This is a genomic window from Bradyrhizobium pachyrhizi (assembly GCF_001189245.1).
Lineage (GTDB): Bacteria > Pseudomonadota > Alphaproteobacteria > Rhizobiales > Xanthobacteraceae > Bradyrhizobium > Bradyrhizobium pachyrhizi.
Genome location: NZ_LFIQ01000024.1, coordinates 54,324 through 78,524, shown reverse-complemented (window position 1 = coordinate 78,524; position 24,201 = coordinate 54,324). Strand labels below are relative to the sequence as shown.

Sequence of the window (24,201 nt, the reverse complement as noted above, 5' to 3'; positions counted from 1 at the left end):
ACCGCGGCTAGGCCCTGTGACGCTGCCGCAATGGGACCAGTTCCTGAAGCTGCCGCAGAACCGCGGCGGGCGCGGCTTTCGTGTTGCCGAGCGCGATGGCGTACTCGTCGGCCTCGCCGAGTCCTCGTTGCGCGACCAGGGCGCGCATCACACCCGATTTCTCAAGATCGTCGTGGCGCCCGAGATGCGCCGCCGCCGGATTGGCCTCGCGCTGTTCGACGAGGTGCTTGCGATCGACGCCGATGCCGATCTCACCGTTCAGACGCTGGTGAGTAGCGACTGGCCGGCGGGAATGGCCTTCGTCGCGGCCTTCGGTTTTGTTCATGTCGAGTCCGAGATCGGGATGAAGTGCGTCGAGCCGCTGCAGCCGGCGCGCACGCTCGCGGCCGCGCGCGCCACCATCGAGCAGGTCAGCGACGTCACCGCCTGCGCGGGCGAAGTCGCGCGCATCCACAATGCCGCCTATGCCTCGGACGCCGCCTTCCGCCTGTATTCGCCGGAGGAGATGGCGCAGGTCCTGACCGAGAGCGAGGTCTGGATCGCGTCGGAGGATGGACAGATGTCGGGCTTCTGCCTGACCGAGCCGGAACGGAACTCGATGTGGATCGAGTCGGTCGCCGTCGATCCGGTGCGGCAGGGATGTGGGCTCGGCCAGCTGCTGGTTTATCGCGTGCTGGCCGCACACGACGTCTCGGTCGAGCACCCGTGCTGGCTCAACGTCTCGAGCCGCAACGCTCCCGCGCTGAAGATCTATCGCCGGCTCGGCTTCCGGCCGCAGTACGAGACCTGCCGCTTCAGCGCGCCGCGCGGCGACCTGCTCGCCGCGCGGGGGCGGAGGTTTTAGTAGAGCGCGAACTGCGCTCCCTCGCCCCGTTTCTTACGAGGTCGGGACAAGCGAAGCTTGCTCTTAAAGGGATGCGGTGAGGGGCCGCCTTCGCGCATTCGATGATATCTGTGTTTGCGGAGACTCCCCTCACCCGGAACGCATCTGGCGATGTGTTCCGACCTCTCCCCGCACGCGGGGCGAGGTGAAGCAGAATTCGCGGGCGGCCTTTAAGCCCACTCGCCCTTGCGGAACACCGGCACGCTACGGCCGTCGGCATGGATGCCGTCGATGTCGGTGTGGGCGGAGCCGATCATCCAGTCGATGTGGATCAGGCTCTTGTTGCCGCCCTGCTCGGCGATCTGCTGCGGCGTCAGCTTGTCGCCATTAACGAAGCATTTCGAGTAGCACTGGCCGAGCGCGATGTGCGAGGCGGCGTTCTCGTCGAACAGCGTGTTGAAGAACAGCAGCCCGCTCTTCGAAATCGGCGAGGAGTGCGGCACCAGTGCGACCTCGCCGAGGCGGCGCGCGCCCTCGTCGGTGTCGAGCACCTTTTTCAGCACTTCCTCGCCGCGCGAGGCCTTGGCCTCGACGATGCGGCCTTCCTCGAACTTGACCGAAATATTGTCGATCAGCGTGCCCTGATAGGACAGCGGCTTGGAGCTGACGACGTGGCCGCTGACGCGGCGGCAGTGCGGGGTGGTGAAGACTTCCTCGGTCGGGATGTTGGCATTGCAGACGATGCCGTTCTTGGCGGTCGACGCACCGCCTTCCCATTCATGACCGTCGGCGAGGCCGATCGTGAGGTCCATGCCGGGTCCGGAATATTTCAGCGCGTGGAAGCGCTGGCCGTTCAACCATTCGGTGCGCTCGCGGAGCTTCGCATTGTGCTGTGCCCAGGCGGCGACGGCGCCATCCTGATCGACCCGGGAGGCGGAGAAGATCGCATCCGCAAGCTTGGCCACCGCGACGTCCTCGGCATCGTCGGGGAACACCTGCTTCGCCCAGGACGTGTTCGGATAGGCGATGATGTTCCAGTTGGTGTCGAAATTGACGATCTTCTCCAGCGCCGGCTGGTAGGCGATCGAATTGGCCTTGCTGGCGCGCGCCACCTTGACCGGGTCTTCGCCCGACAGCAGCATCGGATTGTCGCCGACGATCGCAAGCCGCGCGGTGTTCGCGCCGAACGCCTTCGCCATGCCCTCATAGAGCCAGCTTGCGGCGCGATCGAAACTCGCATCGTTGGCGTAGCGGTAGCGCGCCAGCGTGAGCTCTTCGTCCGAGAAGAACGGGGTCACGAGACCAGCACCGGCCTTGTAGGCATGCTCCGCCACCCGCCGCACCAGCGGCATCGCCGCGGCAGGCGCGGTCAGCAGGAGATCCTGCCCCGGCTGCAACTGCAGGCCGACCTTGATCGCGACTTCGGCGAGCCGATCGAGCTTGACGGGATCGATCGAGGCGGAAAGGTTGCGTTGATGTGCGGTCATGAAGCGCCGTGTCGTTTGAGGAACTCTCGGGATTCGTAGTCCAATTCGATCCGCATTCGCAAGGTTCCTGCCCGCCGCACGCGATCACGCGACGGCGAGCAATTGCCTCGAATCTTACCGCTTCACCGAGGCCAGCACCCGGTCGACCATCTGCGGCGCGAGGCCGAGATAGTTTTTCGGCGCGGTGAGGCGGTCGATCGTCGCCCGATCGATCCGGCTGGCGACGCGATCATCCGCCGCCAGCGCCTCGGCCAGCGTCAGGCCCTTGTCGTTGGCGAGGCGGCAGGCGTCATAGACCACGTCATGCGCCTCCTGCCGGCCGATCGAAGGCGCGAGTCCCATCATCACGGCCTCGGCGACGATCAAGCCCCGGCTGATGTCGAGATTGTGGGCCATCCGCTGCTCGTCGACGATCAGGCCGCCGAGCGCAAAGCTCGCCTGGTGCAGCGCGCCCGCGGTCAGCACGAAGCTCTCCGGGATCGCCATCCATTCGGCGTGCCACGGACCGGTGGCGCGCTCGAAATCCTGCACCATCGCATCCAGCATCAGGCCGGCATGCTGGCGCACAGCCTTGGCGGCCGCGAGCATCAGTTCCGACGAGATCGGATTGCGCTTCTGCGGCATGGTCGAGGAGGCGCCGCGCCCCTTCACGAACGGCTCGTAGACCTCGGCGAACTCGGTCGAGGCCATGATCATGATGTCGAGCGCGATCTTGCCGAGCGTGCCCGTGACCAGCGCGAGGAAATTCACCGCTTCCGCCAGCCCGTCGCGCGCGATATGCCAGGTCGAGACGGGCACGCCGAGGCCGAGTTCCTCGCACAGCGCCTGCTGGACCTCGAATCCCCTGTCGCCGAGCGAGGCCAGTGTGCCGGCAGCGCCGGCGAACTGGCCGACCAGCACGCGCGGCTTCAGCTCCGCAAGCCGCGCGGCGTGGCGATCGAACGCGGCGAGCCAGATCGCGGTCTTGTAGCCGAACGTCACCGGCAGCGCCTGCTGCAGATGGGTGCGGCCGGCCATCGGCGTGTCGCGGTATTTTTTCGAGAGATCGGCGAGGATGCCGCGCAGCGCAGCGATGTCGTCCCCGATGATCTTCAGGCCGTCGCGCAGTTGCAGCACGACGGCGGTGTCCATGATGTCCTGCGTGGTCGCGCCCCAATGGACATAGCGGCCGGCCTCGCCGCACTGCTTGGCCATTTGATGCACCAGCGGCAGGATCGGGTAACCGACGACGTCGGTCTCCTGCCGCAGCAGATCGAAATCGAGCGCGGTCACATCGGTCCGTTTTGCGATCTCCACGGCGGCTTCAGCAGGAATCACGCCGCAGCGCGCCTCGGCCTTTGCCAGTGCGACCTCGACCTCGGCGTAGCGCTCGATCAGCCGCAGGTCGGAAAACACCTCGCGCATCGCGCGCGTGCCGAAGGCATCGCGAAACAATACGGAATCGAGCACGGTGGTCGAGGTCGGGAAGGCGGACATGGGCAGATCCTGTTGCCGGTCGCGGTCGGCAACGTCCCTATCACGGAGCGGGCCGGTGCCCTACCCCTCCGGGGGCACCTCGCCGAACACCTCGGCCGCGATCTTGCTGGTCTCGATCGCCGCCGGAATGCCGCAATACATCGCGACCAGCAGCAGCACGTCCTGCACCTGCGCGGCGGTGCAGCCATTGGCCAACGCACCCTTGGCATGTACGCGGAACTCGGCGGGCTTGCTGCTCGCCGCGGTGATGCCGAGCATCACGAGGCTGCGGATCTGGTCGGACAGCCCGCTGCGCTCCCAGACGTCGCCATAGACATAGGCGTTGATGATGTTTTGCAGCGGCGTGCCGAAATCGCCGGCGGCGGCCATCCGCTTGGCGACATCGCCCTCGCCGAACATCTTCTGGCGCCGGCGCAGTCCGCGCGCATGGAGATCGCTGATGTCCACCATCGTCGTCGGGCTCCCTGAATGGACCATTTATACGGACAAATATGAGACGCCTCAATAATCCCGCAGCCGAGATGCTTGCCTTTCTGACGTATTTGTCCGTATAAATTCACAAAAAGCAGACACAGGAGGGGACCGGAATGAAGTTACGGCTGGGGCTGCTCGTCGTGCTGCTTGCTACGCTTCCGGTCCTGCCGGCTTTCGCCGCGGCCGACGATTTCCCGCAACGCCCGCTCAAGATCATCGTGCCGTTCCCGGCCGGCGCCGGTCCCGACAACGTCGCGCGGCTGGTCGGCCAGCATCTGCAGGACGCGTTCGGCCAGACCGTGCTGATCGAGAACCGCGCCGGCGCGCTCGGCAGCATCGGCGCTCAGGAGGTCGCCCGCAGCGCACCCGACGGCTACACGCTGTTGATGGGCACCAACACCACCCATGCCAGCAATGTCGCGACGCTGAAGAGCCTGCCCTACGACCCGGTGAAGGATTTCGCACCTGTCATCCGCACCACCACCACGGCGATGGTGCTGCTGGTCAATCCGAAGCTCGCGGCCAGGGACCTGCCGCAGTTCCTCAGCTACGCCAAGGCCAATCCCAACCTGACCGCGGGCTACGGCTCCGGCGCATCGCAGATCTCGATCGCCCAGCTGCAATCGCGCGGCGGCCTGTCGCTGGTCGCGGCGTCGTATCGCGGCGTGCCGCAGGCGATGACCGACGTGATGGCGGGGGTGATCGATCTGACCTTCGGCGACTTCTCGGTCGCGATCCCGCAGATGCAGGGCGGCACCTTGCGCGGCATCGCCGTGACGTCGGCGACCCGCAACGATCTGACGCCCGGCCTGCCCGCGCTCGCGGAAGCGATGCCGGGCTTCGAGGCCACGATCTGGTACGGGCTGTTCGCGCCGGCCGGCACGCCGGAACCCATGGTCAGCAAGCTCTACGCCGAGTGCGCGAAATACCTCGCGATGCCGGAGACGAGGAAGAAGCTCGCCGATGTCGGCGTGATGGTGGCGCCGCTCGCGCCCGCCGAGTTCGGCACCTTCGTCAGGAGCGAGGTCGCGCGCTGGTCGGCGGAGGTCAAGGCGGCCGGCATCCAGCCGCAATAAAGCGAGTCGGCGTCGCATCATGGCTCACGAGACACCTGTCGGCATGATTGGCCTCGGGCTGATGGGATCGGCGCTCTCCGCGCGGCTGATCGACGCCGGCATCGGGGTGATCGGCTTCGACATCGACGCGGCGAAGACGGATGGCCTGAGAGCCAGCGGCGCCGAGTTCGCGGCTTTTGCCGCCGACGTCGCGGCGCGCTGCCGGACCATCGTCGTCGCGGTGTATGACGCAGCCCAGGTCAAGGGATTGCTGCCGGAGCTCGCCAACGCGACAGTGCCGCCGCGCGTCATCTGCACCACCACCTGCGCGCCGGGCGAGATCGTGGCAATCGCCGAATTCGCCTCCCGCTCGCGCCTCGGCTTCATCGAAGCGCCGATCTCGGGGACCAGCGCCGAGGTCCGGGCGGGCACGGCCACCGCGCTGGTCGCCGGCGATGCCGACATCATCGACGCCGCCGCGGCGACGCTCGATATCCTCTGCCCGCAGCGGGTCAATGTCGGCGCGATCGGCAATGCCGGCCGCACCAAGCTCGCCATCAACCTGATCCTGCAGAACAACCGCGCCGCGCTGGCCGAGGGCATCGCCTTTGCGGAAAGCCTCGGCCTCGACGGCGCGACGTTCCTTGCGACCGCGCGGCAATCGGCAGCATATTCCAAGGTGATGGACAGCAAGGGGCCGAAGATGCTGGCGCGGGATTTCTTGCCGCAATCGCATATCGCGCAGACCTTGAAGGATGCCGAACTGATCCTGCAGGAGGCCGGTCGGCGCGGCCTGCCCTTGCCGCTGACCTCGGTGCAGGCCGGGTTGCTGCGCGCGGCGATCGCGCTTGAAGGCCCGGACAGCGACAGCGCCGCGGTCATCGAGGCGATCCGGGCCGGCCGCGGCCACAGGGAGGGACAGTCATGATCAACTGCGCGATCGCGGGCCTCGGTCGATGGGGCCGCGCACTGGTCGGGGCCGCGCGCAACGAGCCGCGGCTCAGGATCGTCCGCGCGGTGGAACCCGACGCCAACGGCGCCGCCGGCTTTTGCGAGGCGCACGGCCTCTCCGTCGCGGCGAGCCTGGACGATGTCCTCGTCGACCCTCGCATCGATGCCGTGCTGCTGGCGACGCCGCATTCGCTGCACAAGAGCCAGGTGATCGCGGCAGCCGGCGCCGGTAAGCAGGTGTTTTGCGAGAAGCCGCTAGCGCTTCGGCGCGCCGATGCCGCAGAGATGTTCGCGGCGTGCCGCAGCGCCGGCGTGGTGCTCGCGGTCGGGCATAACCGCCGGTTCTGGCCGTCGATGCAGGCGCTACGCGCGATCACAGCCAGCGGCGAGCTCGGCACCATCCTGCATGTCGAGGGTCACAACAGCAACGAGAACTCGCAGAGCATCACGCAGGACTGGCGGCTGTCGCCCGAGGAATCGCCGGGCGGCGGGCTGACCGGCGCGGGGCTGCATGTGCTCGACGGCTTCGTCAGCCTCTTTGGTCCTGCCCGACAGGTCTATGCCCGGTTGAGTGCGCGCGAGGCGGGACCGCCGCCGCTCGACACTGCAACCTTGGCGATTGAATTTGTGAATGGCGTGAGCGCAACCCTTGCGACAATTCGCGCAACACCGTTCTATTGGCGCGTGCATGTGTTCGGAACGAAGGGATCCGCCGAGGTGCTCGACGAACAGACGATGGTGCTGCGGAAATCCGGCGAGGCGCCTGCGACCATGCGCTATCCGGCGATCGACACGCTCACCGCGGAATTATCGGCCTTTGCCGACGCCGTCGAAGGCAGGCAGCCGTTCCCGGTGCCTGAAGCGGACGTGCTGGCGACGCTCGCCGCGTTCGAGGCTGCGCTGCAGTCGATGCAATCGGGACATCCGGTCGTCTGCCATACGGCATACCAGTGATCCGCCATGTCTGAACAACCGGACCGAGCGCGATCGTCCCGCTACCGCGACATCGCCACCGGGCTGCAGAAGGACATCCGGCTCGGCACCTACGCGGTCGGCAATCTGCTGCCGACCGAGACCGAGCTGATGGCGAGCTATCAGGCCAGCCGGCAGACCGTGCGCGAGGCGCTGCGCATCCTGATCGACCAGGGCCTGATCGTGCGCCGCGCCGGCCTCGGCTCGGTGGTGATCGCATCCGAGCCGCCGGTGCTGTTCACCCACAGCGTCAAGTCGCTCGGCGAGTGGCTGCGCTATTCCAACGAGACCTACCGCGAGGTCGTGGCCAGCAGCGACATCGTGGCCGACCGCAAGCTGGCTGGCCTGCTGAAATGCGAGCCCGGCAAGAGCTGGTTCCTGATCGAGGCGGTGCGCCGCTCCGACCAGTTCGCCGCGCCGCTCGGCTGGGCCGAGATCTACGTGCTGCGCCGGTTCGCCGATGTCGTGACCCGGCCCGATCACGGCCGCACCCCGGTGCATGAGCAGATCGCCAGGATGTACGGCCAGGTCACCGAGCGCGCGCAGATGGAAATCTTCGTGCGCGGCATGCCGGCGCCGATCGCCAGGGAGCTCGGCGTCAAGACCGGCTCGCCGGCACTCACCGTGGTACGCCGCTACTACGGCCAGCGCGAGGAACTGTTCGAGGTCACCATCACCACGCACCCCGAGGGGCGCTACACCTACACGATGGACATGCAGCGCTCGCTGCGGCCGAAGCTCTAGCGCACCCGGGCCAGATGGGTGCTAGCAGAGGTATGTGCCGTCTGCGGGGTGCCGCTCACGCCCCAGATCGCGACCGCAATCAGCGCGGCCGCCCAGACATAAGGCACAGCATTCAACTTCTTCATTTCCGGGATCATCCCCAACGTCTCAGCAGGACCGACTGACCTTGCGACCAGGTCGTGAATCTCACACCGCGGTCCTCAGCGTCTCACCAGGCAGCCGTCCTTCACAACGCTACTAAGGTTAGACCTTGTCGGTTTCAGGACGCCTTCGTGCGAATCCGGAAATGATTTCGTCGGAACCGGGCTCTCTCATCCGAATTGATGAGACGGCGGGCCGAAGGGGTCCGGCTCCATTCGAGGCAACACTTAAGAGAATTTTCTGCCCAAATTTGAGTCAGACACACAGCAAACCTTCCAAAGATGCGCCCACTGAATTCTTTTTGATTGTCGCCCCGACTCCCGCCGTGCGATCAGGGCCTGTGACACTGTGATGACAAGGGTTTCTCCCGTGACTGCCGAACCGGCCAAACCGCAAGGCGACTCCCGTCGCCGCTCCAAGGAAACCCAGCACGAGGTCGCACGGTCGCTGGAACGGGAATTGAAGCTGCTGACGGAAGAGCGCCAGGAGCGCGCGCTCCGGTTCGGCCTCGATATTGCGGGCAAGACGCCGAAGGTGGACCAATAAGGTCGCCGCCGCGCCGAGAGCCTCGGGCGGATAGTTTCCGTAACACTGTCGATTCGCGCGGGCGTCTGCCATGGCTGGTATGCGTGTTGCCGTACGCCGGTCGTGATTTCCTTCGATCATGCCGCCAAGGTCGCTGCGCGGAGACGACGCCTTCTGCCGGGATGCGCGGATGATGATCCCGGAGAGGAATGCGGGCAGACAGCTTCCTTGTCGTCGTCCCGGCGAAGGCCGGGACCCATAACCACAGGGTCGAGTAGTTGAAGAAGGCTGTCGCCCCAGCGTAGCGCGTTCATTGGCATTTGGGGTAATGGGTCCCGGCCTTCGCCGGGACGACACCGAGAATGTTGCACGGTCAGTGAGTCAAACTTCCGCGTTCTCGCGACATGATTTGCCCGAGCTTTTGCTCTTCATTCCGCCCTCCCTTGAACAGCGGGCGCAGGGAAAGCCGGGCGCCGATCGCACCCATGGGCCCCGTGCAAGGGTTGAAAGCACGGGGTTAGGACCACAGGTGTAACCGGACACAACCCGGCTTTCCCCGCGCGATGGCTTACGGCTTATACGTGCTCTCCCCGGCGAGACTGGGCTTTGTTGTCACCGCCCTCGCAAAGACGCTTTCGCCTCTTGCAAGAGGACACCTGCCGCTAGGGCGTCAGGCCTGCACGATTTCGCCGTCCGCCTCATGCGCAATCGGCGTCCACCGCATCTCGACCCACGTTCGTGACGACCGCGAAGCGCCCCCTCGATCGGGTGAGACGGCCAAACCATACATTGATTTGTCATTACGATAAACCGAAATATTTTTACAATGAGGCATTGACAGGTTTTGTTGAGTAGCCCGTCGGGTAGTCACACAGCCATCACTCTCGTCACTCGAAAGATTGAGATGCAGCCCGCGCTTGAGCTATTGCACGCCCGGCGCGTCAGCATCGGCCTGCACGACACCGCCGAAGCGATCCTTGCCGCTGAGCCTGGCCTTGCCACCATCGAACGACAGCAGCCATCGGCGGTCGGTATCGCCGCCGACCAGACGCAGGTCGATCGCAAATGTCTGGTTGTCCTGCCACGTTCCTTTCAGCGCCATCACGCCGAGCGCCGTTGGCTGACCGAGACGGTACGCACCGTCGAGCCCGATCGGTCCCGCCAGTGTCGTCACCGGCCTCGCCAGATCCGGCGTCGCCGTTTCCAGTTCGTAATGCGCGGGCTGATCCGTCAGATGCAGCGTTAGTGCCCGCAAATTGAAGCCATTGGCCGGGAAGCGCCAGGTCTTGCCGGAGATGGCGGCGGCCGTCTCGGGCACGGCACCAACCGTCGACAGCTTTTCGGTTGCGATATCGCGCAACGCGCTCGCGAGCTGATTGCCGCCGACGGAGTTCACCGGCAGCGCCGTGTCGGATTTGACCGCGCCTGAAATCTCGTCGGCCATTTTGCCGAACGAGCAGTAGTCGCGCGCGGTCACGACCGTGACGATGTCGAGTGCGGGAAACAGCATGACGAGCTGACAGCGGTCGCCGACCGCCATGACAACCTGCCGCTGCGGCATGACCCAGAAGAAATTGGCGTAGCGCAACGATGGGTCGAACGAGGCGTGCATCTCCGCCGCCGCGTGCCTGATGCGATCGACCCAGCCGGTCGGCAGCAAGCGCTGCCCGTCCCATTCACCGTCATGCAGATAGAGCAGGCCGATCCTGGCCGCGTCGCGCGGCGCGAGCTGGAGCCCGCCGCCGCCCTGCGTCAATCCGGGGCCGATGCTGTGCCAGTACGGCGCGGCTATCCCGAGCGGGCGAAACAGTTTCGTCACCGCATAGTCCCGCGCGCTCATGCCAGTGAGCTTGTTGATGATCGCGGCCAACAGCTGCGCATTGCCGGTGTTGTAATAGAACGCCTCGCCCGGCGCCTTCGCCATCGGGCGGTCGAGGATGAACTGGATCGCATCAGGGCTGCGGCCCCACTCGATCAACGAGTCCGGCCGACCACCCTCGACGCCTTCGGTCCAGGCCATTCCCGAGGTCATGTCCAGCATGGACCGGACCGTGATCGCCCGCTTGCGGTCGTCGAGATTGGCGATGGTGCGATCGCCGAAGAAATCCACCATGCGATGGTCGAGGCTGTCGAGCACGCCATCCCTGAGCAGCATCGCGACCAGCGTGCCGGTCACCGCCTTGGTGACGGAATTGAACAGATGCGGGATCTCCGGCGTGTAGGGTGCATAGTAGGCGTCGAGCACGATCCGGCCGTGCCGCGCGATCAGGAGGCTATCGAGACTGTGGGCCGCGCCATCATTGACGAGCCGCGCCAGCGCGGCGGAATCCATCCCCTGCTCTTCCGGCGTCGAGGTCTGCCACTGCCAGGTCTGCCACTGTGAGGTCTGCCGTACCGGCTCGGCGGCACCTTGCGCCTGGACAGCGCCCGACAAAGCCGAAGCCGCAAGCACGAGCCCTGCAAGCATCGGCAGCGCCAAACGTTGAACTTGCATCGGCGTCTCATTGCGACACGGCGGAGAGCCGCACCATCCGCGATCCCTCGCGTGCTTGTCAATCGTCGCCGCGACCGCGCGCCAATCAGGACGTCGGCAAAGCCGTCTAGCGCTGCCGCTGCGCGAGATAGAATCCGGCCAACACGGCGGCCAATCCGGCTGCCTGCAGCGTGGTTGGTGGCTCGCCGATCAGCAGCCATCCCAACAGCAAGGTCAGCACCGGCACGGTCGCAGGAAATACGGCTGCGCGGGCAACGCCCAGGCGCTGGATCGACACCGCGAACAGATACATCGCCGCGGGCCCGGCCAGGATGCCCTGGGCGATGGCCTGCAGCGTGTTTTCATGCAGGCCGATGACCGCATCGCGAGCGAGCCCACCCGAGGCGGCGTACAGTGGAAACAGCGAGAGCGACAGCACGCTGATGACACTGGCCACGGAGAAGGCCGAGACACGCCAGTAGCGCACCAGCGTGGCGAAGCCCGCGAACATCAATCCGGTCGCAACGAAGATCAAATCGCCCATCACGGCGCTCGGCCCCATATGGCCGATCGACTCGCTGCCGATCACGGCGAGGCCGACGACGATGACGACAGCGCCGGCTGCCCGCGAGAGCGAGACTGATTCCTTCAGCAAGACGACCGCGAGAAACAAGCCACCCAGCGTCGCGCAGGACGGCTGGATCACGCTGCCATGCCCCAGCGGCACGAACATGAAGCCGACATAGCTGATCAGCGACATCACCGGCCCGCCCAGCAGCATCAGCGCCATGCCGCGGCCCCAGCCGATGCCGCAGAGATCGCGGAGGCCGGCGCGCACAACGAGCGGCAGGAAGACGATGCCCGACCACAGGAAGCGATGCATCAGCAGGTCGACGGGCGTGAACCCGACCTTCAGGCCGTGTCGGGTCGCCACGAAGCCGAGCGCCCAGCACAGTGCCGCACCGAGGCCGCATGCGACCCCGAGCAGGATGGCTTTCGTATCCGGAAGAGCTGCAGCCTTGGCGATGGCCGGACGTTCGTTCATCGCGAACGACTACGTTAGCTACCGAGGCGGATCAACCCACTGGTATGCACGGCTGGTTGGCGCAAGCCCTTCAAGAGCCGCTTGGGCCAAGCTGTGACTTCATTCCGCGCCGCCGCCATGCCCGCTTTGCCTAAAAGGCGACCTTGCGGGCCGTTTCACCCTAAGCGAAGCTGACCTTCACAGACAAGAAGTGGGGACTTACTTCCGCGGCTCGACCACCGTCTTTGTCGATCCGTCCGGCGCTGCCTGCATTCCCGGCGGGCTTTGACCTTGCGGGCTTTCCGGCGGCGCACCACCTGATTTTGTTTCAAGCGGCCCGGTCCAACCTTGTGGCTGTGGTTGACCTTTTTCTTCCGGTGCCGAGCGCCCGGTTGCCGTGTTCACGTCCTTGTTGGGATCGGCCTGGGCTATCGCAAATCCACACGACAACGCCCAGCCAATCGCCGTCATCAGAATGATCCGCATTCCGACCTCCCTTGGCTAATCGTAGCAAACAGGCGGGGCCGGCTTCAGTTCCGTTTGCCATAGGAGAACGACCAAAACTGGCGGCAAACGATGCCCGCTATGGGTCAAAAGGCAACATCATGCCTTGCCGCCGCGACGTCCGCTTCGGGCCAGCAGCGGCCGTTCGGATGTGGAGCATCAATCTAAAGCCGCAGGCGAGCCGCTGCGTTGAGGAAACAGCCGAGGTGCGCCCTCAGGAAGTAACCCATAAGCCTGAAGCACGCCGTAGACGAGCACTGCTAGAATGATGAAACCGACAATGCGATTGAGTTTGAACACCAAACCTCGAAGTTCTTCGTTGCCAAGCGCCATATTGCCTGAGATGCATCACTCGCAGCAAGAGCACCGAGGCCACGAAGATCAACGCGGCCCATCATGCCGCGATGATCGAATGTTTGTGCAACTGGGCCACTAACGTAAACAAAGGCCCTTCGGAAGATCAGGCGGCGCTATAGCCGCCGTCGACCACGTGCGATGCGCCGGTCATGAACGACGCCTTGTCCGAGCACATCCAGACCACGGCTTCGGCGATTTCCTCGGGCACGCCCAGGCGACGGACGGGCACCTTGGCGATGATCTCGTCGTAACGCTCGTCCATCGTCTCCTTGGTCATCGGTGTCTTGATGTATCCGGGATTGACGCAGTTCACGCGGATGCCGTCCTGGGCATATTCGATCGCGGCGGACTTGGTCAGTCCGACGACACCGTGCTTGGTCGCGACATAGTGGCCGGACGTCGCGAGGCCGACCAGGCCTGCGATCGAGGCGGTGTTGACGATGGCGCCGCCGCCGCCCTGTTTGAGCATTTGCGCGATCTCGTATTTCAGGCACAGGAACACGCCCATCAGGTTCACCGAGAACATCTTGGCCACCGAGGCTTGCGTGAGTTCATGAATGCGCTGGCCGGGCGGGCCGACGGAGCGCCCGGCAACGCCGGCATTGTTGAACGCACAATCGATGCGCCCGAACGCCGAAACCGTGCGGGCCACCATGTTCGCGACCTCAGCCTCGTCGGTGACGTCGCCCTGGATCGCGATCGACTGGCCGCCGGCGGCATTGATCAGCGCGACGGTCTCCTCGATGCCGTCCTTCGAGAGGTCCGACACCGCCACGCACGCGCCTTCGCGCGCCATGGCAATTGCCGTCGCCCGGCCGATGCCGGAGCCGCCGCCCGTCACCAATGCGGCCTTGCCGTCCAGAATGCCTGCCATGAGAAACTCCTCGAGCGCGGTGAGAGTGCGATGAAATTGGGCTGAATCATTAATGCGCATAAGCTCTTTGTTTGAGCATGTTCTTTTCGGAAAACCGCTTCGCACTTTTCCGGATCATGCTCTAGCGCTTGCCTTCGATTGCGATCTCGACGAGGTACGGCCGCTGCGCTGCGACAGCCTTTGCGACTGCACCGGCAATGTCGTCGGCCTTCTCGACCCTGACCGCCTCGACGCCCATGCCGGCCGCGAGATGCACGAAGTCGAGCGCGGGGCCAGTGATATCCATGTTCTGGTAGGGATGCTGGGTGCCGGCTTCGAAGTTCTGCCGCCAGACATCCACATTGTGCTTGAGGATGCGGTACTCGCGGTTGGCCAGCACCACGAACACGATCGCAAGCTTGTGGTGCGCGGCGGTCCACAGCGCCTGGATCGCGTACATCGCCGAGCCGTCGCCGGAGATCGCAACCACCGGACGATCCGGCATCGCGACCTTGACGCCGATCGCGCCGGCGAGGCCCTGGCCGATGCCGCCGCCACGGCCGCCGAAATAATCGCCGAACCCGCGATAGTCGAAGGCGCGCGCGAGATCAAGGCTCGCGGTGATGCTTTCATCGACGATGACGACATCATCGGGCAGGCCGCGACGAAGCTCCGCGGTGACACGCGGCATCGCGGTCGGCTGCCGGTCCCAGCTTTTCTCGACGCGCGCGCGATAGGCCTCCTTCTCCTTCGCCTGCAATTCGGCCAGCGCGGCATTGCGGTTCTGCGCGGCCTGCCTGAAGTCCGCGCTGGCCTTCGCATGCACCGCTTCCGACAATGCACTGACGCTGACGGCGATGTCGCCGACGATGCCGGCATCGAGCCGGTTGTTGAGCGCGAGGCGCTCGGCCGAAGCTTCGATCTGCAGCACGGAGGCGCCGTCGGGAATGTGGCCATCGGGCGCAAACCAGATGTCCTCAAAGAACGGACCGCCGATCAGCAGCACGAGATCGGTATCGCCGAGCGCCTTGCGCACCTGCCGGGCGTCGCCCGGAAGCGACTGACGATAGTTCGGATGGCTGGTCGGGAACGGCGCGTGATGGCGGAGCCCCTCGAACCGCACGGTGGCGCCGATCACTTCCGTGAGCGCCACCAGCGCCTGCTCGCCGCCCGATCGTGCCACGTCGTCGCCGGCGATGATGGCCGGCTTCTTCGACTTCAGAAGCAGCGCGACAAGCGCTTCGATGCCGGCCGGATCGGGGCGCGTCGAGCGCCACAAATTGTCCGGCGCCAGAGCATCGACCGCGGTCTCCTGTTCCATGACGTCGATCGGCAGCGACACGAACACCGGCCCCTGCGGCGCATCGGTCGCCACCTTGAACGCGCGGCGCATGATCGGCGCGATCTCGTCGGCGCGCTCGATCTGCACGCTCCACTTGGTCACCGGCGCCGCCATCGCGACGAGGTCATGGCCGAGCAGCGGATTCTTCAGCCGCATTCGGGTATCCTGCTGACCGGCCGTCACGACCACGGGCGAACCCGCCTTCAGCGCGCCGTACAGCGAACCGATGCCGTTGCCGAGGCCGGGAGCGACGTGCAGGTTCGCGACGGTGACACGCCCCGACGCCTGCGCGTAGAAGCTGGCGGCGCTGACCGCGACACCTTCGTGCAGCGCCATGATGTATTCGAGTTGCGGAAATGCCGGCAGGCTATCGAGCAGCGGCGTTTCGGTCGTGCCGGGATTGCCGAAGATATGACGCACGCCGTGCGACACGAACGATTCCATCAGCACACGACGCCCGCGCATTCGCTCCCTCTCGATTGTTCTGATCCGTTTTGCGCATCATCGGCCGGGGAGCGCCCCGTGGCAACCGTGCGAGACGGCCAGCATCCGCGCGGCCGGCTGCGTCTTCCGCATGGCTTCAAGGCGCGGCCGCGCGCCGCATCACGGCGTCGAACCACTGGGGCAAGCGCTGTCGTGGATCGCGATAGCCGCGGGACGCGCCGACCTTGATCCTAGTTGCCGTGGAGCGCATCGCGAACGAATTGCGCGATATCAGGTCGAGGAGTGTGCTCTCCCACAAACCAGCCCCGCGACCAGCCTGCTCTTCCCAAAAGCGGCGGAATAGACGGAACCCGGAAATACGGCGCCTCCCAGAACGAGACCAGTTCGCTGCCTTGTTGTGAAACGAGCCGGAGTTCGAGCGTGCTGCTCGCGAAAGCCGTTCTGTCGATTTCGCGGTGGGACGGCGCATCCCGGTCGGCAAGCAAGCGCAGATGCGGTTCCGCAATTTGCGGTGCGTTCAGCCGAAGAGTGTCGCGCCGCTCGATTTTCGTGAGCCTCATGCATGGGTTGGGTTCGTTCGGATTTCGGTTGCGGATGGCACGCTCATCCTTGCCGGCGTCGACGCATGCCGCACTGTTCACGCGCTCGACGCTGTACCAGTCGTCACCGATCACGCCATACGCCTTCTCGAACAGGCCGAGCGCAACCATCGTTTTCGGGACATACCCGTCGATCCCCCACGTGGTGAGGAAAACCCGGGGCCGATTTTCGCGCGTGATGCTTATGCGCGGCCAGGATGCCACCTCAGCCTGACGTGCCGGCGGCGCCATCACTCTCGCTTCGACATAGGCGTAAAGGTAGCTCACGAGCGGAAGCGCGGCGACCACGGCCAGCACCAGCGCACGCCCGCGCCGACCGTTGCGCGCTGCGACGCTCGCGGCCCAGGCGAAGCCGATGATAAAGCCATAAAACGGAAGCTGGCTCAGAACAACGATCGTGTAGATGAGGCCCACCGGCTTGGCACCCTGTCTGCGGATGCCCGACCCTAGCCGGAAGTGCTTGCCGATCCGGTAACCGATTGCGTCGAGTTTCCCGGCGGCCATCGTTAATGGAGGATTGATTGGAGCTTCCGCAAGGTGCCGCAGCGACACCGGCCTTGCCTGTCCCGCGGCCGAACCAGCCAAAGAAAAGGGCCACCGTTTAGGTGGCCCTTTTGCTTATTTCTTGAGGTTGGCGGCAAACAGCTTTGCGGCTTCGGCCTTGGATTCCTGATCGGCCTTGGCGTCGTATCTGAGCGGCAGGTTGAACTTCTTGCCGAGCTCGGTGGCTTCGGGGTTCGTGAACGCGTGCACCGCGCCGGGATACTCGACGATGCGGTAATCGGCCTTCGCCGCGTCGAAATCCTTCTTCAGCGCATCGTACTGCTCGCGCTTCACGAACGGGTCGTCGGCGCCGTTCAGGATCAGGATTTTCGCCTTGACGGTGCCCGGCGCCGGTGCGGGGGTGTTGAGACCGAGCGATGCGTGGAAGCCCGCGACGGCGGCGAGATCGGCGCCGGTGCGCGCCATGTTCAGCACCACCGCCCCGCCGAAGCAGTAACCGACGGCACCGATCCGCTGCGGATTGACCGAGGCCTGCTTGGCGAGTTGCTCGCGTGCGGCGTTGAAGCGCTGCTCCATCACCTTCGGGTTCTTCATCACCGCCCCCGAGAGCGCGCCGGCATCCTTCGGGTTGTCGGCAGTCTTGGCGTCGCCGTACATATCCGCGATGAACGCCACGTAGCCCTGCTCCGCGAACTTCCGCGCTTCGCTATGGATATGCGGGGTGATGCCCCACCATTCGTGCACCATGACGATGCCGGGCCGCTTGGCCTGGGTCGCGTCGTCATAGACGACGAAGCCCTTCATCGTGGTCTCGCCGTCGGTATAGGTGACCGGCTCTTCCTTGACCGCTGCGTGTGCGCTCGCGACCATCGCGATGGCGCAGAGTGCTCCCACTATATTCGTTATGATCGTTCGCATGCTGACCTCCTGCGGGTTTGGCACGATGCGACATTGGCATACCAGCGAATCCCGCGCTAGGCATGGAAAGCGGAGCCGCTTTGCTTCGCGGGCTACGCATCATCTCTCGAGCGCACGGGCGTCCGGCCCGAGGCCGAGCGCGTCGACATTTCTGTCGGTTGCTGATCTGTGAACGACGTTGCGTCAAGGTCAGCGCGTCTCGCTCGCCGTTGCTGAGCTTGTCGCGCTATCGATGAACGCAACCGGCGTCCCCTTCGCGATACCGGACGCAACGCGCTGCGCGTCCCAGTTGGTGAGCCGGACGCAGCCATGGGACTCCGCCTTGGAGACCTTGTCGGGATCGGGGGTGCCGTGAATGCCATAGCCTTCTCCCGAGAGGTTGATCCAGACCACACCAACCGGGTTGTTCGGACCGGGCCTGATCGTGAACGGCGTCTTCGATCTGACGCCCTTGAATGCGTATTTTGGATTGTAGCGATAGGTCGGGTCCTTGTTGATCGCCGTCACCTTCAGCGTTCCGCTCGGCGTCGGCTTATCCGCGCTGCCGACTGTCGCAGGATAGAAGCCGAGCAGCTTGCCTGCTGCATCGAACGTGCTGAGCGCCTGCCGCGTCTTATCGACCTCCACACGCGCGATCGGCGGCGGCTTTCCGGCGTCGACGACGTTCGCAACCGCAATGGTCTCGCCGGCCTTGTCGAACTTCTGTCCCGGATTGAGCGCCTGAAGCAACGCCTCGCTCATGTGGAATTTTTCCGCGAGCGCTTCGCGCGGACTGGTGTAGCCCAGCGCCGGCAGGCTCTTCATGCTCTCCATCCTCGCGGGGATCCTCTTCGCGAACGGGCCCTTCACGTCGGCATCGACGATCGTGTAGCTGGCGATCGCAGGCCCGTCGCTGGCGGCGGCGAGCCTGCTCCAGAGCTCCGGCGTCACCGCCTTGTCGAAGGGCAATCCATTGGCGTCGGCAAACGCCCGGAGCGCCTTCTGCGCGTTGTCGCCCAGCTTGCCGTCGATCTCACCGGGAGAGAAATGCGCGCGGTCGAGCAGGATCTCGAGCCTGGCAACGAAGGCGTTGAGCTGACGACCGTCCGGCAACTTTGCCGGCGGCGCCGCCACGTCGTTGATCGCGGCCGCATCAAGACCCGCGGCCACCGCCGGCGCGGCCGACACGAGCAAAAGCGCAATGGCAAAGCGTGCAACGGAAAACGGTCGGAACATCGCGTATCCCAACGTGGCTACCGTAAAGCTACGGAAAGCGTCGAAGTTCCAATGCGAATAGCAGCGAAGTTCCGCGGCGGAACAGCTGATTTCGCGGCTTCGCCGCAATCGACCCGCTAAAAAGTCGTGATCCGAAGTGCATTTGCGCGCAACTCACATCACAATTCAGGTCTCACGAAGCAAATGCGATTTGTCATCGCGGCGCTTGCCGCGTTTCTTGTCTTGATGCTCGACTTTGATCGTTCGCCCGGCTCGATCAATGCCTCAACCCAAGCCCCGACATTCTCGCGCGACGCGACATCAGACGCCGTTCCGTTTGCCGCACGCTTTATCGAAAGCGCCGATGCCAGCGAGGCACCCGCTGCGACGGACGCGGACAAGACGCCCGCGCCTGCGGCGCAGCCGAGCGATGCCGCGGCCGACCCGCAGCTGTCCGCGATCGACAAATTCTGCCACAGCCTGAAGGACGCGGCGCAGGCGCGAAATCCCCGTGGCATTCTTTGCGCGCCTGATCTGGCAGGAGAGCCGCTTTCGCTCGAACGAGATCAGCCATGCCGGCGCGCAGGGCGTCGCGCAGTTCATGCCGGAGACGGCGGCCGAAGTCGGGCTCGACGATCCCTTCGATCCGTTGCAGGCGTTGCCGGCATCCGCAGGACTGCTGCGCAAGCTGCGCGACGATTTCGGCAATCTCGGCCTGGCGGCGGCCGCCTACAATGCCGGCAGCGGCCGCGTCCAGAAATGGCTCGCCAGGCAGAGCGAGCTGCCGCGCGAGACCCGCGACTATGTCCGGATCATCACCGGCACCAAGGCGGAGGACTGGATCGAGCATGCCGACACGCTCGCCATCCGCATCGACTTGCCAAGCGAAGCGCCGTGCGAAGGCATAGGCGGCCTCTCGAAGGCGAAGGATGTCGCCTTCGTTGCGGCGTCGCCGGCGTCCGCGGTGACGACGATCATCCGCAAGGCCGGGGCCGCGCGAGAGGCGGCAAGGTCGATCGCCGGCCGCACGCGCAAGCGGCTCGCGCTGCTGCTCAGAAAGAGTTCGCCGGGCGCGGCCCGGCTCAGCAAGGCGCGCCGGACCGTCGTCGCCGCCAGGGCAAAGCCGGCGAAGGGCCGGGCCGTTCACGTCGCCTCGCGCGCGCGTTCGTCGAGCTGAGGCCGCGTCACGACGCGTGCACCGCCGCAAGTGCGGGCCGGCCACATTTCCGCTCAGGAAACTGAGCGCACTGGTGTATGTTGCCGGTCGTTTTCAGATCGGATTGCTTGCAATTCATTTCCCAGTGGGCGTTGTCATGACGTTGATCGATGGTTTGGGTTACCTGGCTTCTGCACTTGTGTTGCTGACGTTCTGCATGAGCACGATGTTGAGCCTGCGCGCTGTCGCGATATTCAGCAATTTGGCATTCATCAGCTATGGATTGGGCGACCGGATCTACCCGGTGCTCATCCTGCATATCATTCTGCTGCCTCTGAACGTGGTGTTGCTGTTCCAGATGGTTCGGCTGCTTCGGAAAGCGAAGCGTGCCGCAGCGACGGACCTTTCTCCGAATTGGCTGCAACCGTTCATGCAGCCGAAGCATCTCAAGGCGGGAGAAACAATCTTCCGGAAGGGCGACGACGCCGACCTGCTGTACATGGTCGTATCGGGCGAGGCCAGGTTTCCCGAGATCGATCGCGGGGTATCTGCGGGTGAACTGTTCGGCGAGATCGGGCTGTTTTCGCTCGAGCGCCGCCGCACGCAAACCGCTCAAGCTGCGACCGATGTGGAGCTGCTCTGGATCAGCGACGGCGCGCTGAGGAAGCTGTGCGAGCGCAACCCGGGACTGTCGCTGTATTTCCTGCGCCTGACGGCGACGAGGATGACGGAAAACGCAGCGCGCGCAATCGCGGTCGGCGCGGCGGCGCCCAGTCCGGCGTAGAGCGCGCCGCCTCGTTTGCCGGCGTTACGGCGCGGACGACGCCGTAAGGCTCGGCAGCGGCGCAAACTGCATCTCTGCAACGGCCGAGCCGGCATATGCACTGGCGATCAGGATCATGACTCGAATGGCGACGAACATGGTGCCTCCTCAGTCTTTGTTGTTGGTCTTTCAATGCCAGAGACTTCTTTCCCGCCGGTGAGGAAAGCTGGTTGCCGCAACCTTGAAGGCATTGGTAAGCGGGCCGTTTACGCGGCCCGCGTTCATGAGTTGGGAACCGTATCGGCCGATCGGCCTCGGCGCTAAACGCGCGGTTCACCGTCACCGGGCATTGTTCGCCTCAATCAAGAAGGCGCAAGCACAATGCCGATTTTCAGGACGATCCTTGTTGTCGTATCGATTTTTCTTGCCGGTTTGTACGTCTACGACAGCTGCCACAATGATGGGCTCGCAATGCCGGTTTCGGTAAACGAAATCCTTGCACGGCGCTGGCCGGAACCGGACGCGTTTCGTCCGACGGCGGCCCCGGTGTCCGCGGCCGCCGGCACCGTGACGCCGGCCGCGCGCGTTAGGGAAACGTTTGCGATGTTCATCCCCAGGGATGCGCGACGCCATCCGATGCAGCGCAGCCTTTAGCGGCCTCGAGTCAGCCCAGCGATGCGCCGGCCTTGGCGCGGCTTATTCCGAGCGTCACGATGCGCTGCAAGAGATCCGGATAGTCCAGCCCGTCATGCCCGGCGGCCGTCGCGAACTCCTGGCTCTTGGCGATTTCGGGGTTGGGATTGGCCTCGATGAAATAGGGAACGCCATTGGTCGACAGGCGGAAGTCGATGCGCGCATAGCCATCGAGCCCCAGGGTCCGGTAGATGCGCTTCGCCAGCCGTTGAATATGGGCGGATAGTTCCGGCGTGAGATCCTCGGCCGGGCCGTCGACGATCCCGACGCGTTCCTGATAGCTGGTATCGTGCTTGACCTTTTCGGTGGCGATCTGGCGCGCAGCGGGGCCACCCATGCTGCCGAATTTCAGTTCCCACACCGGCAGCACCCGCAGCCGGTTGTTGCCGAGCACACCGACATAGAGCTCGCGTCCCTCGATGAACTGCTCGGCGATCGCGGCCGTTCCGATCCGCTCATGGATGAAGGCGACGCGCTCGGCGAGCTTCTCGTCGGTATCGACGATCGACGCCTGCGAGATACCGAGCGATCCGTCGCTGCTCAGACTCTTGACGATCAGCGGCAGCTCGAGACGCGGCGGCCGCTTGACCTTGCGGCGCATCGGAAACACCGCGAAGGCCGGCACCGGAATCCGGCGATGGTGCACCAGCGTCTTGGACAGATCCTTGCCGCGTGCCAGGATCAGGCCGCGCGGATTGCACCCGGTATAGGCGATCTTCATCAGCTCGAGATAGCTCGCGATGTGCTGGTCGTACACGACGTCGTAGTGAAACTCCTCCAGCAGCGTGAACACGACGTGCGGCTTGAAGCCCTCGATCTCGTCGCGCACCGGCTTGATTTCCTCCTGCACGCCGAGCGGACGAACCTCATGGCCGGCCGCGCGCAGGGTGCTCACGACGTCGTATTCCGTCTTCCACTCGTTGATCTCCCGCGCGCTGTATCCATCGCTGGAGTCGGGCGGCACACAGTCCGGGTGCATCAGCACCAGAATGCGAAGCTGTTTCATAGCGCGATCCATTTCCGGCGCGACGGGCCGAACAGCGCGTGCATGGTCTTGGCGGTCAGCAGAATGGTGAAGTTTGTCACGAGCTTCTGCTCGGGGCCGACGGCACGCAGATTGAGTTCGCGGCAGCGCGAGATCATGTCGTCAAGCACGGCATCGAGCGTCAACTGGTTCTCGCCCGTCCACCGCGCCACCAGCTGCCTGATCTGGGCGCGGTGCCGCCTGATGAAGGCCGCGGCCGGCGGACGCCGATAATGCCGCGGATCGGCGGAGAACAGCTTAGAAAGATCGCGGTCGTAGGTCTTCGGCGGCGTGAAAGCGTAGAATGCCTGCTTCTTCCGGTAGTGCTCGGCGAGCGTTTGCTTGAGCGTATGCAGCGGATCGACCCGTTCGCGCGTCGCGAGCTGCGGCCGCTTGCCGGCGATCTCGCCCATCAGCTCGTCGACATATTCTAGCTTCTTCAGCGCGGGCCAGCCGGCATAGCGGGTCCGCCAGTTCGAGCGCGGCCGCAGCCACACCGCGAAGGTCTCGGCGAAGTCCTCGTCCGGATGGCTCTGCGCGTACCAGAGCCGAAGGTGCTGGACATAATTGCGGCTGGCCGGATTGGGCCGGTAGTAGCGCGGGTAGTGCTGCGACGACGGACCGAACAGCTGCTGCCAGCGCCGGCGGCGCTGCAGCTGGTAGCCGTGCTGCACGGCGTGCCCCGCCTCGTGGCGGAGAATGGCCATGCACTCGGACCACGAGGCGCCCTCGACGTCGAGCATCATCTTCTTCTCGAGCTTCATCAGGCGGGGATGGGCGAGGTAGAACGGGATCGCGATGCCGGGCACATCCGCCGGGCTGAACCATTCGCTCGAGATCCATGTATGCGGCCGCAACCGGATGCCGCGCTCCTCGAGCTCCTCATAGAGCGTATTCACACAATCGGCGAGCCAAGTGCCCTCGACGGCAACCCTCAGACGGTTGAGCGGTTGCGCGAGCAACTGCTCGTCCGTCAGCTTCTCCCAGGCAAATTTGCGGCGCGGCATAAGCTTCCAAAGTCTAAAACAAATCGGACTCTGGATGGTGTCATAGGTTGCCGCCGGCAACAACCGCCGGACCTTCGCGGCGGGCCCCGGCCAATGCCGGCGTCGGGCCGGCCCGAGCGCCGGCCATGCACGGTGGACGGCGCGGCGAGCCCGATTCGCCGGCTCAAGGCGCCCGCTCATCTTGCATCCTAAGGTTTGACCCAGCGTTGCACGGCCGCGGCGGTATCGGCCGGCCTGGTGTTGAAGCAGATCGCGGCATGGGGGGCGAGCCGGTGCACCAGATTGAGAATCGTCTCGAACAGCAAGAGCCGCTCCGGCGGCTCGCGCAGCCCGGCACCAATCACGACGCAGTCGTAGCGGCGCGCGTTGAGAGCCGCCGCCGTCACGGCTTCCGCGGTATCGCCGAGGTCGATCAGGCAGCTCTCGACGTCGTAGCCGAGCGTCCGCAGGCCTTCGATCTGCGCGCCGAGATAGCTGCGCACCAGTTCGGGCGTGAACTGCGGCATGACGGACAGATCGACGAAGGTCGGGTCGAGGCCGATCGCCAGCACGGATGGCTTTGTCATGGTGGCAGTTCCCGGTCCAAAAGAATTCGTCCGAGCATGCCGCAGGTTTGAGTCGAAATCGCGGACACGACGACCCGCAGCAACCTTGTAGCCCGGGTGAGCGACGCGACACCCGGGGTCGCCCTTCGCAAA

24 protein-coding genes are annotated in these 24,201 nt (G+C 64.9%); 9 read left to right on the top strand and 15 right to left on the bottom strand.

Annotated features, from left to right (window positions below; genetic code table 11):
* On the top strand, positions 1 to 844 hold an 844-nt coding region (locus AKL29_RS01205), incomplete at its 5' end, for a GNAT family N-acetyltransferase (RefSeq protein WP_210168314.1).
* Between the two features lie 209 nt (positions 845 to 1,053).
* Here AKL29_RS01205 and AKL29_RS01200 read toward each other — a convergent pair.
* The 3 genes from AKL29_RS01200 to AKL29_RS01190 form a co-directional block, all read right to left on the bottom strand.
* Complete coding sequence (locus tag AKL29_RS01200) at positions 1,054 to 2,310, bottom strand: aminopeptidase (protein WP_050382495.1); 1,257 nt, start codon at positions 2,308 to 2,310, stop codon at positions 1,054 to 1,056.
* Positions 2,311 to 2,424: 114 nt separating this feature from the next.
* Complete coding sequence (locus AKL29_RS01195; protein ID WP_050382493.1) at positions 2,425 to 3,786, bottom strand: class-II fumarase/aspartase family protein; 1,362 nt, start codon at positions 3,784 to 3,786, stop codon at positions 2,425 to 2,427.
* A gap of 60 nt (positions 3,787 to 3,846) precedes the next feature.
* On the bottom strand, positions 3,847 to 4,236 hold the full coding sequence (locus AKL29_RS01190; protein ID WP_050382491.1) for a carboxymuconolactone decarboxylase family protein: 390 nt from the start codon (positions 4,234 to 4,236) through the stop codon (positions 3,847 to 3,849).
* 137 nt (positions 4,237 to 4,373) lie between these two features.
* Here AKL29_RS01190 and AKL29_RS01185 point away from each other — a divergent pair, with 137 nt between their 5' ends.
* The 4 genes from AKL29_RS01185 to AKL29_RS01170 are packed head-to-tail and all read left to right on the top strand — an operon-like array spanning position 4,374 to position 7,982.
* Positions 4,374 to 5,336 carry a Bug family tripartite tricarboxylate transporter substrate binding protein gene (locus AKL29_RS01185; protein ID WP_050382489.1) on the top strand — a complete coding sequence of 321 codons (963 nt, stop codon included), beginning with the start codon at positions 4,374 to 4,376 and terminating at the stop codon, positions 5,334 to 5,336.
* A 19-nt stretch (positions 5,337 to 5,355) separates the two neighbouring features.
* Positions 5,356 to 6,243, top strand: coding sequence for an NAD(P)-dependent oxidoreductase (locus AKL29_RS01180; RefSeq protein WP_063779873.1), 888 nt, complete (start codon positions 5,356 to 5,358; stop codon positions 6,241 to 6,243).
* Positions 6,240 to 7,220 (top strand): Gfo/Idh/MocA family protein, encoded by a 981-nt coding sequence (locus AKL29_RS01175; protein WP_050382483.1) that lies wholly within the window; start codon positions 6,240 to 6,242, stop codon positions 7,218 to 7,220. Before AKL29_RS01180 ends, AKL29_RS01175 begins: the two co-directional genes overlap by 4 nt.
* A 6-nt stretch (positions 7,221 to 7,226) precedes the next feature.
* On the top strand, positions 7,227 to 7,982 hold the full coding sequence (locus AKL29_RS01170; RefSeq protein WP_050382482.1) for a GntR family transcriptional regulator: 756 nt from the start codon (positions 7,227 to 7,229) through the stop codon (positions 7,980 to 7,982).
* Here the strand turns inward: AKL29_RS01170 and AKL29_RS46235 are convergent.
* Positions 7,979 to 8,107 carry a hypothetical protein gene (locus tag AKL29_RS46235; RefSeq protein ID WP_016847287.1) on the bottom strand — a complete coding sequence of 43 codons (129 nt, stop codon included), beginning with the start codon at positions 8,105 to 8,107 and terminating at the stop codon, positions 7,979 to 7,981. The two genes, AKL29_RS01170 and AKL29_RS46235, sit on opposite strands and share 4 nt — an antisense overlap.
* Positions 8,108 to 8,492: 385 nt before the next feature.
* Here AKL29_RS46235 and AKL29_RS43175 point away from each other — a divergent pair, with 385 nt between their 5' ends.
* A complete protein-coding gene (locus AKL29_RS43175) occupies positions 8,493 to 8,669 on the top strand; it encodes a hypothetical protein (RefSeq protein ID WP_167350362.1) in 177 nt (58 codons plus the stop codon).
* Between the two features lie 901 nt (positions 8,670 to 9,570).
* Here the strand turns inward: AKL29_RS43175 and AKL29_RS01165 are convergent.
* From AKL29_RS01165 to AKL29_RS01135, 8 genes are all read right to left on the bottom strand, one after another.
* Positions 9,571 to 11,142: a serine hydrolase domain-containing protein gene (locus tag AKL29_RS01165; protein WP_050382481.1), complete on the bottom strand. Its 1,572-nt coding sequence runs from the start codon at positions 11,140 to 11,142 to the stop codon at positions 9,571 to 9,573.
* 106 nt (positions 11,143 to 11,248) lie between these two features.
* Complete coding sequence (locus AKL29_RS01160; RefSeq protein WP_050382476.1) at positions 11,249 to 12,166, bottom strand: DMT family transporter; 918 nt, start codon at positions 12,164 to 12,166, stop codon at positions 11,249 to 11,251.
* Positions 12,167 to 12,364: 198 nt separating this feature from the next.
* Positions 12,365 to 12,631, bottom strand: a complete 267-nt coding sequence (locus AKL29_RS41525) for a hypothetical protein (RefSeq protein ID WP_152977378.1) — start codon at positions 12,629 to 12,631, stop codon at positions 12,365 to 12,367.
* 478 nt (positions 12,632 to 13,109) lie between these two features.
* Positions 13,110 to 13,880 (bottom strand): SDR family NAD(P)-dependent oxidoreductase, encoded by a 771-nt coding sequence (locus AKL29_RS01155; protein WP_050382473.1) that lies wholly within the window; start codon positions 13,878 to 13,880, stop codon positions 13,110 to 13,112.
* Positions 13,881 to 14,001: 121 nt separating this feature from the next.
* Positions 14,002 to 15,666, bottom strand: a complete 1,665-nt coding sequence (locus AKL29_RS01150; protein WP_082190434.1) for a thiamine pyrophosphate-binding protein — start codon at positions 15,664 to 15,666, stop codon at positions 14,002 to 14,004.
* Between the two features lie 209 nt (positions 15,667 to 15,875).
* A complete protein-coding gene (locus AKL29_RS01145; RefSeq protein ID WP_152977377.1) occupies positions 15,876 to 16,796 on the bottom strand; it encodes a hypothetical protein in 921 nt (306 codons plus the stop codon).
* A 66-nt stretch (positions 16,797 to 16,862) separates the two neighbouring features.
* A complete protein-coding gene (locus AKL29_RS01140; RefSeq protein WP_244481664.1) occupies positions 16,863 to 17,666 on the bottom strand; it encodes a dienelactone hydrolase family protein in 804 nt (267 codons plus the stop codon).
* A gap of 189 nt (positions 17,667 to 17,855) precedes the next feature.
* Positions 17,856 to 18,881 (bottom strand): L,D-transpeptidase family protein, encoded by a 1,026-nt coding sequence (locus AKL29_RS01135; protein WP_050382460.1) that lies wholly within the window; start codon positions 18,879 to 18,881, stop codon positions 17,856 to 17,858.
* Between the two features lie 490 nt (positions 18,882 to 19,371).
* Between AKL29_RS01135 and AKL29_RS01130 the strand changes: the two genes are divergently transcribed.
* The 3 genes from AKL29_RS01130 to AKL29_RS01120 all read left to right on the top strand — a co-directional run bounded on the left by AKL29_RS01130 (position 19,372) and on the right by AKL29_RS01120 (position 21,433).
* The gene (locus tag AKL29_RS01130) at positions 19,372 to 20,037 is read left to right on the top strand and encodes a lytic transglycosylase domain-containing protein (RefSeq protein WP_430648846.1); all 666 of its coding nucleotides are present in this window, start codon (positions 19,372 to 19,374) and stop codon (positions 20,035 to 20,037) included.
* 136 nt (positions 20,038 to 20,173) lie between these two features.
* On the top strand, positions 20,174 to 20,800 hold the full coding sequence (locus tag AKL29_RS01125) for a Crp/Fnr family transcriptional regulator (RefSeq protein WP_050382455.1): 627 nt from the start codon (positions 20,174 to 20,176) through the stop codon (positions 20,798 to 20,800).
* 360 nt (positions 20,801 to 21,160) lie between these two features.
* Positions 21,161 to 21,433 carry a hypothetical protein gene (locus AKL29_RS01120; RefSeq protein ID WP_050382453.1) on the top strand — a complete coding sequence of 91 codons (273 nt, stop codon included), beginning with the start codon at positions 21,161 to 21,163 and terminating at the stop codon, positions 21,431 to 21,433.
* Positions 21,434 to 21,443: 10 nt separating this feature from the next.
* Here the strand turns inward: AKL29_RS01120 and AKL29_RS01115 are convergent, their stop codons facing one another.
* From AKL29_RS01115 to AKL29_RS01105, 3 genes are all read right to left on the bottom strand, one after another.
* Positions 21,444 to 22,478 (bottom strand): D-alanine--D-alanine ligase family protein, encoded by a 1,035-nt coding sequence (locus AKL29_RS01115; RefSeq protein WP_050382451.1) that lies wholly within the window; start codon positions 22,476 to 22,478, stop codon positions 21,444 to 21,446.
* Complete coding sequence (locus tag AKL29_RS01110) at positions 22,475 to 23,503, bottom strand: putative zinc-binding metallopeptidase (RefSeq protein WP_028337591.1); 1,029 nt, start codon at positions 23,501 to 23,503, stop codon at positions 22,475 to 22,477. The genes AKL29_RS01115 and AKL29_RS01110 overlap by 4 nt, the downstream gene beginning before the upstream one ends.
* A gap of 188 nt (positions 23,504 to 23,691) precedes the next feature.
* Positions 23,692 to 24,069, bottom strand: a complete 378-nt coding sequence (locus AKL29_RS01105; RefSeq protein WP_050382449.1) for a hypothetical protein — start codon at positions 24,067 to 24,069, stop codon at positions 23,692 to 23,694.
* Positions 24,070 to 24,201 lie beyond the last annotated feature (132 nt).